The sequence below is a fragment of the Streptomyces humidus genome, assembly GCF_014649655.1.
GTDB classification, from domain to species: Bacteria; Actinomycetota; Actinomycetes; order Streptomycetales; family Streptomycetaceae; genus Streptomyces; species Streptomyces humidus.
In genome coordinates, this window is sequence record NZ_BMTL01000035.1 from 37146 (window position 1) to 50288 (window position 13143).

The 13143-nt window shown below is 73.2% G+C and carries 12 protein-coding genes; all 12 read left to right on the forward strand.

Translation table 11 applies throughout. The features are described from left to right. The first annotated feature begins 117 nt into the window (after nucleotides 1-117). The 12 genes from IE239_RS32765 to IE239_RS32820 all read left to right on the forward strand — a co-directional run bounded on the left by IE239_RS32765 (nucleotide 118) and on the right by IE239_RS32820 (nucleotide 13143). Nucleotides 118-822 (forward strand): nucleotidyltransferase domain-containing protein, encoded by a 705-nt coding sequence (locus tag IE239_RS32765; RefSeq protein ID WP_190153090.1) that lies wholly within the window; start codon nucleotides 118-120, stop codon nucleotides 820-822. 357 nt (nucleotides 823-1179) lie between these two features. Continuing rightward, on the forward strand, nucleotides 1180-2028 hold the full coding sequence (locus IE239_RS32770) for an alpha/beta fold hydrolase (protein ID WP_190153091.1): 849 nt from the start codon (nucleotides 1180-1182) through the stop codon (nucleotides 2026-2028). Nucleotides 2029-2144: 116 nt separating this feature from the next. Continuing rightward, a complete protein-coding gene (locus IE239_RS32775) occupies nucleotides 2145-2684 on the forward strand; it encodes a hypothetical protein (RefSeq protein ID WP_190153092.1) in 540 nt (179 codons plus the stop codon). A 294-nt stretch (nucleotides 2685-2978) separates the two neighbouring features. Further along, a complete protein-coding gene (locus IE239_RS32780) occupies nucleotides 2979-3878 on the forward strand; it encodes an SCO3242 family prenyltransferase (RefSeq protein ID WP_190153093.1) in 900 nt (299 codons plus the stop codon). Between the two features lie 437 nt (nucleotides 3879-4315). After that, the gene (locus IE239_RS32785) at nucleotides 4316-5200 is read left to right on the forward strand and encodes a sugar phosphate isomerase/epimerase family protein (protein ID WP_190153137.1); all 885 of its coding nucleotides are present in this window, start codon (nucleotides 4316-4318) and stop codon (nucleotides 5198-5200) included. A gap of 99 nt (nucleotides 5201-5299) precedes the next feature. After that, nucleotides 5300-6043 (forward strand): EboA domain-containing protein, encoded by a 744-nt coding sequence (locus IE239_RS32790; RefSeq protein WP_373308179.1) that lies wholly within the window; start codon nucleotides 5300-5302, stop codon nucleotides 6041-6043. Next, nucleotides 6043-6897 (forward strand): TatD family hydrolase, encoded by an 855-nt coding sequence (locus IE239_RS32795; protein WP_190153139.1) that lies wholly within the window; start codon nucleotides 6043-6045, stop codon nucleotides 6895-6897. The genes IE239_RS32790 and IE239_RS32795 overlap by 1 nt, the downstream gene beginning before the upstream one ends. A 7-nt stretch (nucleotides 6898-6904) precedes the next feature. Further along, entirely contained in the window at nucleotides 6905-8101 is a 1197-nt protein-coding gene (eboE, locus tag IE239_RS32800; protein ID WP_190153094.1) for a metabolite traffic protein EboE, read from the forward strand. After that, nucleotides 8098-9474, forward strand: coding sequence for an alkaline phosphatase family protein (locus IE239_RS32805; protein WP_190153095.1), 1377 nt, complete (start codon nucleotides 8098-8100; stop codon nucleotides 9472-9474). The genes eboE and IE239_RS32805 overlap by 4 nt, the downstream gene beginning before the upstream one ends. 18 nt (nucleotides 9475-9492) lie before the next feature. Beyond that, nucleotides 9493-10692 (forward strand): cytochrome P450, encoded by a 1200-nt coding sequence (locus IE239_RS32810; protein ID WP_190153096.1) that lies wholly within the window; start codon nucleotides 9493-9495, stop codon nucleotides 10690-10692. A 325-nt stretch (nucleotides 10693-11017) separates the two neighbouring features. Beyond that, entirely contained in the window at nucleotides 11018-11614 is a 597-nt protein-coding gene (locus IE239_RS32815) for a GNAT family N-acetyltransferase (protein WP_190153097.1), read from the forward strand. A gap of 5 nt (nucleotides 11615-11619) precedes the next feature. Beyond that, nucleotides 11620-13143, forward strand: coding sequence for an ABC transporter substrate-binding protein (locus IE239_RS32820; protein WP_190153140.1), 1524 nt, complete (start codon nucleotides 11620-11622; stop codon nucleotides 13141-13143).

The following is a 13143-nucleotide window of genomic DNA, read 5'->3' on the forward strand; positions in this document are numbered from 1 at the left end:
GCACCTTGCGCAGCCGGAAAATACGAGGTCGCCCGGACCGCGGACGGGCATCATGGCCGTCCCGGCGCACGGCCACGAGGCCGGGACACCATCGTCGGGGTACGACCGGGGGCACCTGTGACCGTCACCAACATCCTGCTGTCCGGCATCGTCGGCTCGACCGCCTACGGGCTCGCCCACGAGGGTTCCGACGTCGACCGTCTCGGCATGTTCGCCACCCCCACCGAGGAGCTGCACGGTCTGCACCGTCCCCCGGAGTCGCACGTCAGCACGGCGCCCGACCGCACCCTGCACGAGGCGGGCAAGTGGTGCCGGCTCGCCCTGTCCGGCAACCCGACCGTCATGGAACTCGTATGGCTCCCGGACGAGTTGTACGAGGTCCGCACCCCTCTCGGTGACGAACTCGTCGACCTGCGCGGGACGTTGCTGGGCGCCCGCCGGATCCGCGACGCCTATCTGGGCTACGCCACCCAGCAGTTCCGCAAACTGCAGAACCGCCGGGCCGACGCCGCCGCCGACGGCTCTCACCGGCGTGTCGCCAAGCACGCCCGGCACCTCAGACGACTGTGCACCCAGGGCTACGAGCTGTACGCCACAGGGCGGTTGACGATCCGCGTCGAGGATCCGGAGAGCTACCACCGTTTCGGTGAGCAGGTCGCCGCCGATCCCGAGGCGGCGCGACCGCTGCTGCGTCGCTTCGAGGAGGCGTTCGCCGACACCCGCAGCGCGCTGCCCGAACAGCCCGACGACAGGGCCGCCGACGCCTGGCTGCGCCGGGTGCGCAGGGAGTTCTACGCCACGGCGCGGGCCACGTCCGTGTGAACGGGGTCGGGCCCGCGCCGAAGCGCGAACCGTCGGAGCCGGTCCGCACGGCCGGCACCGCGCGAACCGGCCTGCGCGAACCGGCCGACGCGGGCGGACCACCGACTCGACCGTGCGCGGGGGCTCGGCGGTGGTCACTGCCACCGAGGCGCCGGCCGAGTCGTCCGGTCACGCGAGGCGGCTGCGCGAACGCACCCGCGGCCGAGGCGCCTTCACGGCCGACCGGTGGGCGCGGATGCGGGAGCACGCGGGCGCCCGCATCCACCACCTCTGTGCGCAAGGGCAGTTCAGGAACTCCTCTGCTTCCCCCTCCACAACTCGGTTGTCTCTCACGGACCCCCCTGTGAGGATCGCCCCATGCCTGTCCTCACCGCCTCCGACGGAACCCGCCTCGCGTACCACGGTGCGGGGGAGGGGCCGCCCCTGATCTGCCTGCCCGGCGGCCCCATGCAGTCCGCCGCCTACCTGGGCGACCTCGGCGGGCTCACGTCCCGCCGTCGGCTCGTCGGGCTGGACCCCCGCGGCACCGGCGAGTCGGCGGTCCCCGCGGACGCCGCCTCCTACCGCTGCGACCGCCAGGTCGACGACGTCGAGGCGCTGCGCGCGCACCTCGGGCTCGACCGGATCGACCTGCTCGCGCACTCCGCCGGGGCCAACCTGGCACTCCTGTACGCCGCCCGCCGTCCGGACCGCGTGGCCCGTCTGCTGCTCATCACCCCGAGCGTGTACGCGGCCGGCCTGGCGATCACCGCCGAGGACCGGTTGGCGACCGCACGTCCGCGCCGCGAAGAGCCGTGGTTCGCCTCTGCTTACGCGGCCCTGGAGGCGATCACCGCCGGCCGGGCCGACGCCGGCTCCTGGCAGCTCGTCGCCCCCTTCTTCCACGCACGGTGGGACGAGGAGGCCCGGGCCTTCGACGCGGCCGGCGAGAAGGAGAAGAACCAGGAAGCGGCGGCCGCGTACGCCGCGGACGGCGCGTTCGACCCGGCCGCCACCCGCAGGTCCCTTGCCGCCTTCCCGTCCCCGGTCCTCCTCCTCGCGGGCGAACACGACCTGGGCGCGCCGCCTCGCGTGATGCGGGAGTTCGCGGGGCTCTTCCCGGAGGCCGAGTTCGTCGTGCAGCCCGGTGCCGGGCACTTTCCGTGGCGGGACGATCCGGGGCGCTTCGTGACGTCGGTGACGGCGTTCCTGGACGGCGGGCGGTGAGTACGGGATTCGTTCACGCGATCGGGTGATGTGGCGGCGAGCGGGGACGAGCAGGCGCCGCGGACCGTTGTGCGGGTGACGGGATCTTCCCGTTCACGACGACCACGGGGGCGGACATGAGCCTGCACATCCGGCGCAACGCCGACGGCACGATCACCGGGCACAACACCGCGACCGGCTTCCTGGTCACCTCGGCCGACGAGGAGGAGGTGCGGCGACTGGTGCACGAGGACGCCGGCTGGGAGTACACGCCCCCGCCGCCGCCGACGCCTGCGGGCCACCACCGGTTCGTGCTGGTACACGACGAGTTCGGCGACGGCGGCTTCGGTGACGAACGGTACGAACGCCTGCGCACCCGTCCGCCCAGCGGTTGCGAACCCGTCGACCGGGGCTGCTTCGCCCTCTCGTGCGAGCGCCCCGGAGCCACCCTTCTGGGAGCCGTGTCCGACACGGTCGCGGAGATCCGCCGCGAACACGGCCTGGTGATGAGCAGCCTCGGCATCGAGAAACCGGACGAGTGGTTCGCCGACGACCAGGACGGCTACGGAGCGCAGACCGTCGCGCATCTGATGCTGACGGCCGCCCATCGCGCCGCACGCCTCGGCTACGGGCGCAAGGACCTGGTGCGTCTCCTGGACGCGAGCGGGCTGCGGTGAGCGGCGCGTGCGGCGGCAGGGGAACTCCTGTGCCGGATCCGCGGCCGGAGCGCCGCGGGCCGTGCAGAGCCATGGATCCGGCGACACGCAATCGTCACCGCCCGGTGGACGCCTGCGCGTAGCCCTTCCGGCGGACAAGAGTGCACCGGCCGGTCAGGAACCCGCTGTGAGAGAGCGGCGATCCGGCTCCCCTCGGGGTGTGTTCGCGGGCGGTACTGCGTGCACACGGATTCTTCACATAATTGAGGGGAGGGAGGTGTATGAACATTCAAGTGATGGACGTAGGGTCCGATCATGTGCGGCCCGAACGAAAGTTCCTCCTCCCCACGCCTTGCCGATCTGGCGCAACTCGTCCGTCTGCCCGCGGCGTTGAGCGTGCCCGGTGACGTTCTCGCCGGTTCCGTCGCGAGTTCCGGGACAGTCCCGCCCCGTGCCGTCGCCACGATGGCTTCGTCCGTCGCCCTCTACTGGGCCGGGATGGCGCTCAATGACTACGCGGACGCCACCGTCGACGCGGTGGAACGCCCCGAACGACCCTTACCCTCCGGCCGAGTTGCCCGTCGCACCGCGCTGGCCACCGCCTGCGGGCTCACCGCGGCGGGCCTCGGCCTCGCCGCGCTGGCCGGTGGGCGGCGGGCGCTCGCGGTGGCGCTTCCGCTGACCGGATGCGTGTGGGCGTACGACCTGCGCCTGAAGTCCACCGCCGCCGGACCCGCCGCCATGGCGGGCGCACGGGCGCTGAACGTGCTGTCCGGCGCGGAGCCCGGGCGCCGGTCGGCCGCGGTCCCGGCGGCGCTCCTGGTCGGCGCGCACACCTACACCGTGACGGCGCTGAGCCGCCACGAGGTGTCCGGCGCGCCGGGCAGGTTACCCGCCGCCACCCTGGCCGGCAGCACGGCGACCGCCCTGCTGGCCACTGCGCTTCCCTCGCTGCGACGCCGGAGCCCGGCGGCCCGGATCGGCGCCGCCGTCGGTGCGCTCGGCTACCTCGCCTCGTACGGCACGGCCCAGGCGCGGGCGGCGCGGGAGCCGTCCGCGGCGAACGTCCGCGAGGCGGTGGGCGCCGGGATCATGTCCCTGATGCCCCTTCAGGCGTCGCTCACCGCGGGCGGCGGGGGCGCGGTACTGGCCGCGACCCTGGCGGCGGCACACCCGCTGGCGCGCAGGCTCGCCCGAAAGGTGTCGCCCACGTGAGGCCGGTGGTGGACATATCGGGGCCGGGGATCTCGGGGCCCGGGGGTGCTAGAGGTGCTGGGGGACCCGGGGCCCGTGTTCCTGGGTCCGGAGTTCCTGAGTCCGGTGTTCCCGGGGTCGACGGCCCGGCGGCCGGCGGACCGTCAGCCGCTTCCTGGAGTCCCGCTGCCTCGAATCCAGCTGCGCCAAGTCGCCCTGGTTCGAAGGTCGGTGGCCCGGCGTACGGGTCTTCGCGTCCCGGCGGCTCCTGGCCGGACGTCCCGCCGGACGCCTCGGGTCCCCGTGTTCCCGGGGAAGGCGGGGCGAGCCCCGCGCGGCCGGGCCCGGGCGGTCCGTCGGGCGGTGCGTCGCTTCCTGGCGGCTCGGGGGTCACAGGCGAGAGCCCCGGGAGCCCGCGTTCCGTCGGCCCCTGGTCCGGCGGTCCACGACCCGGGAGCCTGCCTCTCGGCAGTGCGTCCTTCGGTGGCCCGGAAAGCTCGCCCTCGGAGAGGCTCAGGTACGGGTTCGGGAGCAACGGGTTCGCCCATCACCGGCTCGACGACGTGCTGACCGTGCTGGCCGATCTGGGGTACGACTCGGTCGGGCTCACCCTCGACCAGGGTCACCTGGACCCGTTCGCGCCGGGCCTGGCCCGCCAGGTCGACGCCCTCGCGCGGCGGCTGGACCAACTCGGTCTGGCGGTCGTCGTGGAGACCGGGGCGCCGTACCTGCTGGACCCGTGGCACAAGCACGTTCCCACGCTGATGTCGGCGCCGGGCGCCGAGCGTCGGATCGATCTGCTGGCCCGCGCCGTGCGCATCGCGGCCGACCTGGGCGCCCCGGCCGTCCACCTGTGCAGCGGCCCGGCGCCGGACGGGATGCCGCAGGACGAGGCATGGAGGCGGCTGACCAAGGGCTGCGAAGAGGTCCTGGACGTCGCCCGCGAGCACGGCGTGGCCCTCGGGTTCGAGCCCGAGCCGTACATGTTCGTCGACACCGTGGAACGGGTTCTGGAACTGCGCGACAGGCTCGGCGGCCCCGACCTGTTCGGCATCACGCTCGACATCGGCCACGCCCACTGCGTGGACGACCTCCCCCTGCTCGACTGCGTCGCACGCACCGCACCGCACCTGGTGAACGTGCAGATCGAGGACATGCGGCGAGGAGTGCACCAGCACCTCGAGTTCGGCGCGGGCGAGATCGACTTCCCGCCGGTCCTGGCCGCCCTCAAGGCCTCCGGCTACCGGGGGGCGGTGTCCGTGGAGATCCAGGGCGCGTCACTGGACGCCCCCGACGTCGCCCGCCGGTCCCTGGAGTTCCTCAAGGCCGCCGAGCCGTTCTGACCGGGCGGCGGTCGCCTCGCCGTCCAGCATCTTCTGCCTCACCCCCCACCCGGCCCGTACGGCCGTCGTCGTACGGGCAGTCACAAGGAGGTACGCGCGGTGGACCCGTATGTCCGGATGTGCTCCGCCCTCGACCGGCAGCTCACCGCCGACGCCCGGGGCTGGCTGACCGACGCCGTCGCTCGCGTCGGCCGGGACCCGGCAGCCGTCCGCTCCGCCTTCCCGGCGGCCGGCAGGCGCTGCGGGCGCGGACCGCTCGTCGACGGCTGGACGGTGGCCGACGCCGCCCGCGCCCGGCTGCTCACCGCCCTGCCGCTGCGCGGAGCGGCGCTCGCCGCGGAGATCACCGCTCTGCACCGGTACGGGGACGCCGCCGAGCAGCGGGCCGTACTGCGTTCGCTCGCCCTGCTGGAGGACGCGGACGCGTCGTTCGCCGACCGGGGAGTTCCGCTCGTGCGCGAGGCGCTGCGCGGCAACGACACGGACCTCATCGAGGCGGCCCTCGGCTCGTACGGGGCACGTCACCTGGACCACGACGCCTACCGGCACGCCGTGCTGAAGTGCGTCTTCTGCGACATCCCCCTCGACCGGGTCGCGGTCCTCGCCGAGCGCGCCGACCACGAACTCGCGCGCATGCTGGCCGACTTCGCCCACGAACGGGTCGCCGCCGGCCGTGACGTCCCCGCCGACGTCTGGCCGCTCCTGCGAGCCCACCCCGGCACGCTGGAGGCCTCCGGGCTGCCCGCGGAGACCCGCTCGGCCGTGCCCGACCGCCGGGCCGCGGCCCTACGAGCCCTCGACGCCTACGCCGCCACCCCCACCTCGCCCGCAGGAGCCGCATGATGCGTATCTTCGACCCCCACATCCACATGACCTCGCGCACCACGGACGACTACGAGGCGATGTACGCGGCCGGCGTCCGCGCGCTGGTGGAGCCGTCCTTCTGGCTCGGCCAGCCGCGCACCTCGGTGGACAGCTTCACGGACTACTTCGACGCGCTGCTCGGCTGGGAGCCCTTCCGCGCGGCGCAGTTCGGCATCCAGCACTTCTGCACCGTCGCCCTCAACCCGAAGGAGGCCAACGACCCGCGCTGCGCGGGCGTGCTGGACGTCCTGCCGCGCTATCTGGCCAAGGACCGGGTGGTCGCCGTGGGTGAGATCGGCTACGACTCCATGACCCCCGAGGAGGACGACGCCCTGGCCCGCCAGCTCGAACTCGCCGTCGAGCACGACCTGCCCGTCCTGGTGCACACCCCGCACCGCGACAAGGCCGTCGGCACCCGGCGCACCCTCGACGTGGTCCGGGAGTCGGGCATCGCGCCCGAGCGGGTCCTCGTCGACCACCTGAACGAACTCACCGTGGCCATGGTCGCCGACAGCGGATGCTGGACGGGATTCTCCATCTACCCGCACACCAAGATGAGCGAGGACCGCATGGTGCGCATCCTCCAGGAACACGGCACCGCGCGCATGCTCGTCAACTCCGCCGCCGACTGGGGCCGCAGCGACCCGCTCAAGACCCGCAGGACGGCGGACGCGATGCTCGCCGCCGGCTTCGACGACGACAGCGTCGACCAGGTCATGTGGCGCAACCCCGTCGCCTTCTACGGCCAGAGCGGCCGGCTCGACCTCGAGGACGCCGCACCGGACGACGCGGGCCTGTACGAGGGGAACTCCATCGAACGCGGCGGAGAGTGAGTCCGCGGTGCGCTTCCGACACACCGACGGCACGACCGTCCACCTCGCCTACTGCAGCAACGTCCACCAGGCCGAGGACCTCGACGGAGTGGTGGGTCAGCTCGCCGCCTACGCGCAGCCCGTACGGGAGAGCCTCGGCGTCGGCCTGCTCGGCATCGGCCTGTGGCTGGCCCACGACGTCGTCGCCGAACTGACCGCCCGGCCCGACGCCGTAGGGCGCCTGCGCGCCGAACTGGCGGCGCGCGGCCTGGAGACCGTCACCCTCAACGCCTTCCCCTACGGCGGCTTCCACCGCGAGGTGGTCAAGAGGGACGTCTACCTGCCCGACTGGACCGACCCGGCGCGTCTGCGCTACACCGTCGACTGCGCCCGGGTGCTGGCCGGGCTGCTCCCCGACGACGCGCGGCGCGGCAGCGTCTCCACCCTGCCACTGGCCTGGCGCACCCCCTGGCCGGCGGCCGCCCGCGACACGGCCCGCCGGGCGGCGGACGAACTCGCCCGGCGCCTGGCCGAGGTGGAGCGTGAGACCGGACGGACGATCCGGGTCGGTTTCGAGCCCGAGCCGGGATGCGTGGTGGAGAACACCGTCGAGGCGGCCCGGGAACTCGGCGGGCTGGACCCGGAGCGGCTCGGCGTCTGTCTGGACACCTGCCATCTCGCCGTGCAGTTCGAGGAACCGGCCGAGGCGCTGCGCCGCCTCGCCGACGCCGCACTGCCGGTCGTCAAGATCCAGGCGTCCAGCGCCCTCCAGGCCGACGACCCCGGCGACCCGCGGGCGCGGGCGACCCTCGCCCGGTTCGCCGAGCCCCGCTTCCTGCACCAGACCCGGACCGCGCCGCACGGCGTCGTCAGCGGTGTGGACGACCTGCCGGACGCCCTCGCCGGAGACCTGGACCCGGGCTCCGCGTGGCGCGTGCACTTCCACGCCCCGCTGCACGCCGAGCCCGAACCGCCGTTGCGCACGACGGCGGACGAACTGAAGAACACGCTCGCCGAGTTGATCGGCGGCCCGCAGGCGCTCTGTGACCACGTCGAGGTCGAGACCTACACCTGGTCGGTCCTGCCCGGTCACCTGCGCCCGCACGACCGCGAGAGCCTCGTTGCGGGCCTCGCCGCCGAACTGGCCTGGACCCGCGCCCGGTTCGAGGAACTCGGTCTGGTCCAGGAACCCATGGTCCACCCGCGAAAGGAACGTGTCGCATGACGCGAACGGTCGTCCTCGACATCGTCGGCCTCACCCCCCGCATGCTGCGCCACATGCCCGCCGTCTCGGCCGTCGCCGCACAGGGCTTCCAGGCCCGGCTCAACCCCGTGCTGCCCGCCGTGACCTGCTCGGTGCAGTCCACCCTCCTCACCGGCGTGCCACCCACCGGACACGGCATCGTGGGCAACGGCTGGTACTTCCGCGACCTGGGCGAGGTCCTGCTGTGGCGGCAGCACAACGCCCTCGTCGGCGGCGAGAAACTGTGGGACACCGCGCGCCGGAGCAAGCCCGGCTACACGGTCGCCAACGTCTGCTGGTGGTACGCCATGGGGGCCGACGTCGACTACACGGTCACCCCGCGCCCCGTCTACTACTCCGACGGCCGCAAGGAACCCGACTGCTACACCTGGCCGCCCTCCCTGCACGACGAACTGACCGACAGACTGGGCCCGTTCCCGCTGTTCACCTACTGGGGGCCCAACGCGGGACTGCCCTCGAGCCAGTGGATCCTGGCCGCCGCCCGTCAGATATTCGACGAGCACCGCCCCGACCTGACCCTGGTCTACGTACCCCACCTGGACTACGAACCCCAGCGCTCCGGACCCGGCTCGCCGCAGACCGCCCGTGAGGCCCGGCGGCTCGACGACGCCCTGCGCCCGCTGCTCGACCACTTCCGGCGCGAGGAGGCCACGGTCGTGATCCTCAGCGAGTACGGCATCGCGCCCGCCTCCCGGCCGGTCGACATCAACCGTGCTTTGCGCAAGGCCGGCTTGCTCGAAGTGCACACGCAGGACGGCATGGAGTACCTCGACCCCTGGACGTCCCGCGCCTTCGCCGTCGCCGACCACCAGGTCGCCCACGTCTACGTCCGTGACCCTGCCGACCTTGCGAAGACCGCCGAGATCGTCGCGGGGCTCGACGGCGTGGACGAGGTGCTCGACGAGCGGGGCAAGGCCCGGCACGGACTCGCGCACGAACGGTCGGGAGAGCTGGTCGCCGTCGCCGAGCCGGACGCCTGGTTCACGTACTACTACTGGCTGGACGACGCGCGTGCCCCGGACTTCGCCCGTCAGGTCGAGATCCACCGCAAACCCGGCTACGACCCCGCCGAACTCCTCTACGACCCCACCGTGCCCGGCGTGAAGGCGCGTGCCATCGGTCAGGTGGTCCGCAAGAAGGCCGGTCTGCGCTACCGGATCAGGACGGTTCCGCTGGACCCCTCCGGCGTGCGCGGCAGTCACGGCCGACTGCCCGGCGACCCACAGGACAGTCCCGTGCTGCTGTGCTCGAGGCCGGGCCTCGCGCGGGACGAGATCGACGCGACGGAAGTCAAGGACCTCCTTCTCACGCTGGCCGGCATCACCTCGCCCTGAACCACTGGAGCCCCCACCATGCACTCGCCGGAAACCCCCACCCCGCCGTCCCTGCCCCGGCACCGCCCGCTTCTCGACCCCGCCGCCGAGTACGGGCGCTGGGTCAGGGAGCGGCCTCTCGCCCGGATCAGCCTGTGGGGCGACGTCCACCCCTGGCTGGTCACCCGCCAGGAGGACGCCCGCGCCGTCCTCAGCGACCCGCGGTTCAGCTCGGAGAACGTGCGGCCCGGCTTTCCCGGGCTTCAGCCGACTCCGCCGCCGCGCACGCCCGGCCAGTTGTTCGCCATGGACGCGCCCGACCACACCCGGCTGCGCCGCATGCTCATCCCCGAGTTCACCTTCCGCAGGGTCGAGCAACTGCGGCCCGCCATCGGGAAGATCACCGAGGAGCTCCTCGACGGCCTCACCGAGCGGGAGCAACCCGCCGATCTCGTCGAGCACTTCACCTTGCCCCTGCCCCTGCTCGTCATCTGCGAACTGCTCGGAGTGCCCTACACGGACCGGGACTTCATCCACCGGCAGGCCGCCGCCTTCGCCACCGTCTCGGCCGGACCGGAGGCGATGCGGGCCGGCTGGGGGGCGCTCTTCGGCTACCTGCAGAAGCTTCTGGAAGCCAAGTCGGGTGCGCCGGGCGAGGACCTCATGAGCAAGCTCGCCGCCGAGAGGGTCGCCACCGGGGAGGCCACCTCGGCGGAGGCCGCCGGCATGCTGGTCCAACTGCTCATCGCCGGACACGAGACGACCGCGAGCATGCTCTCCCTCGGGGTGATCGCCCTGCTGCGCCACCCGGACCAACTGGCCGCGCTGCGCGCCGACGAGGGCCTCGTACCCAACGCGGTGGAGGAGCTCCTGCGCTATCTGACCGTCGTCCACATCGGGCTGCGCCGTATCGCCACCGAGGACGTCGAGCTCGGGGGAGTCGCCGTCCGGGCCGGTGAGGGCGTGGTGGTCGCGTTGCAGGCGGCCAACCGGGACCCCGCGGTGTTCGCCGACCCGGACACGCTCGACCTCACCCGGGACGCCGGCCAGCACCTCGCCTTCGGGCACGGACTGCACCACTGCCTCGGCCAGTCGCTGGCCCGGGCCGAGCTCCAGATCGCGTTGCCGATGCTGTTCCGGCGGCTGCCCGGCCTGCGGCTGACCGGCCCGGCGGCCGAGGAACTCGCGTTCGAGGGACGCGCGGTCCACGGAGTACGGGAGCTGCCGGTGGCCTGGTGAACACCCGGCGCCAGGTCGTGCGCCGGCTCATGACCGACGGTGGGGTCCAGGGCTTCCGGCGGGTGCCGGTCGGTGTCTCCGTCCGCTGCGAGCACCGGCCCGTGTGACCGAGCCGGCCGCGCCGGGCTCGTCCGGACCGCCGGACAAGGGCGACAGCGTCCTCTCGTCGCTGTCGCCCTCGTTCGTGAATGGGACGTGCGTCACACTCTCTTGTTGAAAATGAATATCATGTGGCTCAATTCTGGGGTGCCCAGCGATCTCTGTCCAGTCCGGGAGCGGTGATTCGGTGATCAGTCTTGCGCCCCTTGTTGCCTATGATGTGCAAGTGCGTGAATATTGCATAAGGCCCGCGGGCCTCCAGGACGTCGACGGCGCCCGAGCCGTCATGCTCGACACCGTCTACCGGGATCTCGGCAGCGGTTACGTGCCCGGCTGGCACCGCGACATCATCGATCCCGTCACCGCCTATCTGACCCCGGACCGCCACACGCTGCTGGTCGCGGTCGCCGGTGAGAGGGGTGCGAGCGGCGAGGTCGTCGCCACCGCCGCCCTGGACTCCCGCGGTCCCGCGCATCCGCCGAACCCCCGCCACGTCGCCGAGCGCTACCCCGTCGGCACGACCGCGCAGCTGCGTCGCGTCTACGTCAGGCCGGAGCACCGTCGGCGCGGTCTCGCCCGGCGGCTGGTCGCCGAACTGCTCGCCTTCGCGGTCGCGGACGGCGGATACCGCTCCGTCTACCTGCACACCGACCCCGCCGTCGAAGGCGCCGAGGCCTTCTGGCGCTCGCTCGGCGCCGTCGTGCACGACGAGCGGGAGGAGGCGGACGGCGGACAGGGCATCGTGCACTTCGACGTCCCGTTCGACGCCCTCCTCCCCGCCTACCTCGCCCCCCGCTCCCGTACCACAGGCACAGGCCGGTGACCCCCATGCGCTTCGCCGCTCCCGCCCCGCTTCCCCGTCGCCGCCCCCGGCTCCTGGCCGCGCTCTGCCTGGCCCCGCTGCTCACCGGCTGTTTCGCCGCCTCCGGCGACGGCGACGGCGAGGCGTCCGTCGCCGGTGAGGGCGCGCGGCTGCGGGTCGCCCTCGCCTTCCCGCCCACCGAGAACCTCTCCCCGTACGGCGCGGACGCGACGATCCTCAGCCGCCTCGGCGTCACCGAAGGTCTCACCGCGCTCGACGCCAACGGCGCCGCCGTGCCCGCGCTGGCCGCGTCCTGGCGGCAAGAGGGCGGCCGCACCTGGCTGTTCACCCTGCGCGAGGCGGCGTTCCAGGACGGCACCGGCGTCACGCCCGCTGCCGTGGCCGCCTCCCTCACCCGCGCCACCGAGGCCGAGCCGGCCCCGGCCGCCCTCACCGACGTCACCCTCACGGCGACGGCCGCCGGCGCCACCGGCGTGCGCGTCACCACCGCCGCTCCCGACCCGATCCTGCCCCTGCGCCTGTCCAGCCCCAGCCTGGCGGTGCTCTCGCCGAAAGCCTTCGTGAAGAAGGGCGCCGTCGACCCGGTCGGCACCGCCACCGGTCCCTTCGAGGTCACCCGGGTGTCCGGCGTGGCCGGCGCCCGCCTCGACCGCTTCGACGACTACTGGGGCGGCCGCGCCCAGGCCTCGGGCATCGACGTGCGCTTCGTCGCCGACGGCACCGCCCGCGCCAACGCCCTGCGCACCGGACAGGTCGACCTCGCCGAGGCGATACCCGTCTCCCAGGCAGCCGGCCTGGCCGCCGGCGCCCTCCGGGAGACGGCCACGACCCGCACCACCAGTCTCCATCTCAACGTGAAGTCACCCGTGTTCAAGAAGCCGGCCCTGCGAGCGGCCGCCCGAGCGGCCGTCGACCCGTCCGTCCTCGCCGAGGACGTGTACGAGGGCCACGCCGACGCCGGCGTGGGGATCTACGGCCCGGCTGTCACCTGGGCCGGGAACGAGCGCGTACGGCCCGTGGGCCGAGCGAAGGCCGAGGCCCCCGGCGGCGCCTCGCTCACCCTGGCCACCTATGACAACCGGCCCGAACTCCCCGAAGTGGCACAGGTGTTGAAGCAGCAGTTGGAGAAGGCCGGTTTCCGGGTGAGGCTGGAAGTGCGTGAGTACTCGCGGCTGGAGAGCGACGCGCTCGCCGGGAGGTTCGACGCCGTCGTCGCCGCCCGCAACAGCCTGCTGGACACCGGCGACCCCGTCTCCGTCCTGGCCGGCGACTTCACCTGCGACGGCGGCTACAACCTGTCCCTCCTGTGCGACGCGGACGTCGACAAGGCCGTCGGCAAGGCGCAGACGGTGGCCGACACCGACGAGCGGCGGGAGGCCGTCATGGCCGCCGAGGCCGCGATCCTCCGCACCGACGCCGTCGTCCCCCTGGTTCACCAGCGCGTGCTCACCGGGGTCGCCGCCGAGGCCGGCGGAGTGCTGCTCGACCCCTACGAGCGCACCCTCGTCGGCGCCGGGACCCGGCGCTGA

Excerpts from the sequence above, each read along its gene's own strand:
- IE239_RS32795 (WP_190153139.1), top strand. The coding sequence starts at position 6,043 with ATGCGTATCTTCGACCCCCACATCCACATGACCTCGCGCACCACGGAC.
- IE239_RS32805 (WP_190153095.1), top strand. The coding sequence starts at position 8,098 with ATGACGCGAACGGTCGTCCTCGACATCGTCGGCCTCACCCCCCGCATG.
- IE239_RS32770 (WP_190153091.1), top strand. The coding sequence starts at position 1,180 with ATGCCTGTCCTCACCGCCTCCGACGGAACCCGCCTCGCGTACCACGGT.
- IE239_RS32775 (WP_190153092.1), top strand. The coding sequence starts at position 2,145 with ATGAGCCTGCACATCCGGCGCAACGCCGACGGCACGATCACCGGGCAC.
- IE239_RS32780 (WP_190153093.1), top strand. The coding sequence starts at position 2,979 with ATGTGCGGCCCGAACGAAAGTTCCTCCTCCCCACGCCTTGCCGATCTG.
- IE239_RS32820 (WP_190153140.1), top strand. The coding sequence starts at position 11,620 with ATGCGCTTCGCCGCTCCCGCCCCGCTTCCCCGTCGCCGCCCCCGGCTC.
- IE239_RS32810 (WP_190153096.1), top strand. The coding sequence starts at position 9,493 with ATGCACTCGCCGGAAACCCCCACCCCGCCGTCCCTGCCCCGGCACCGC.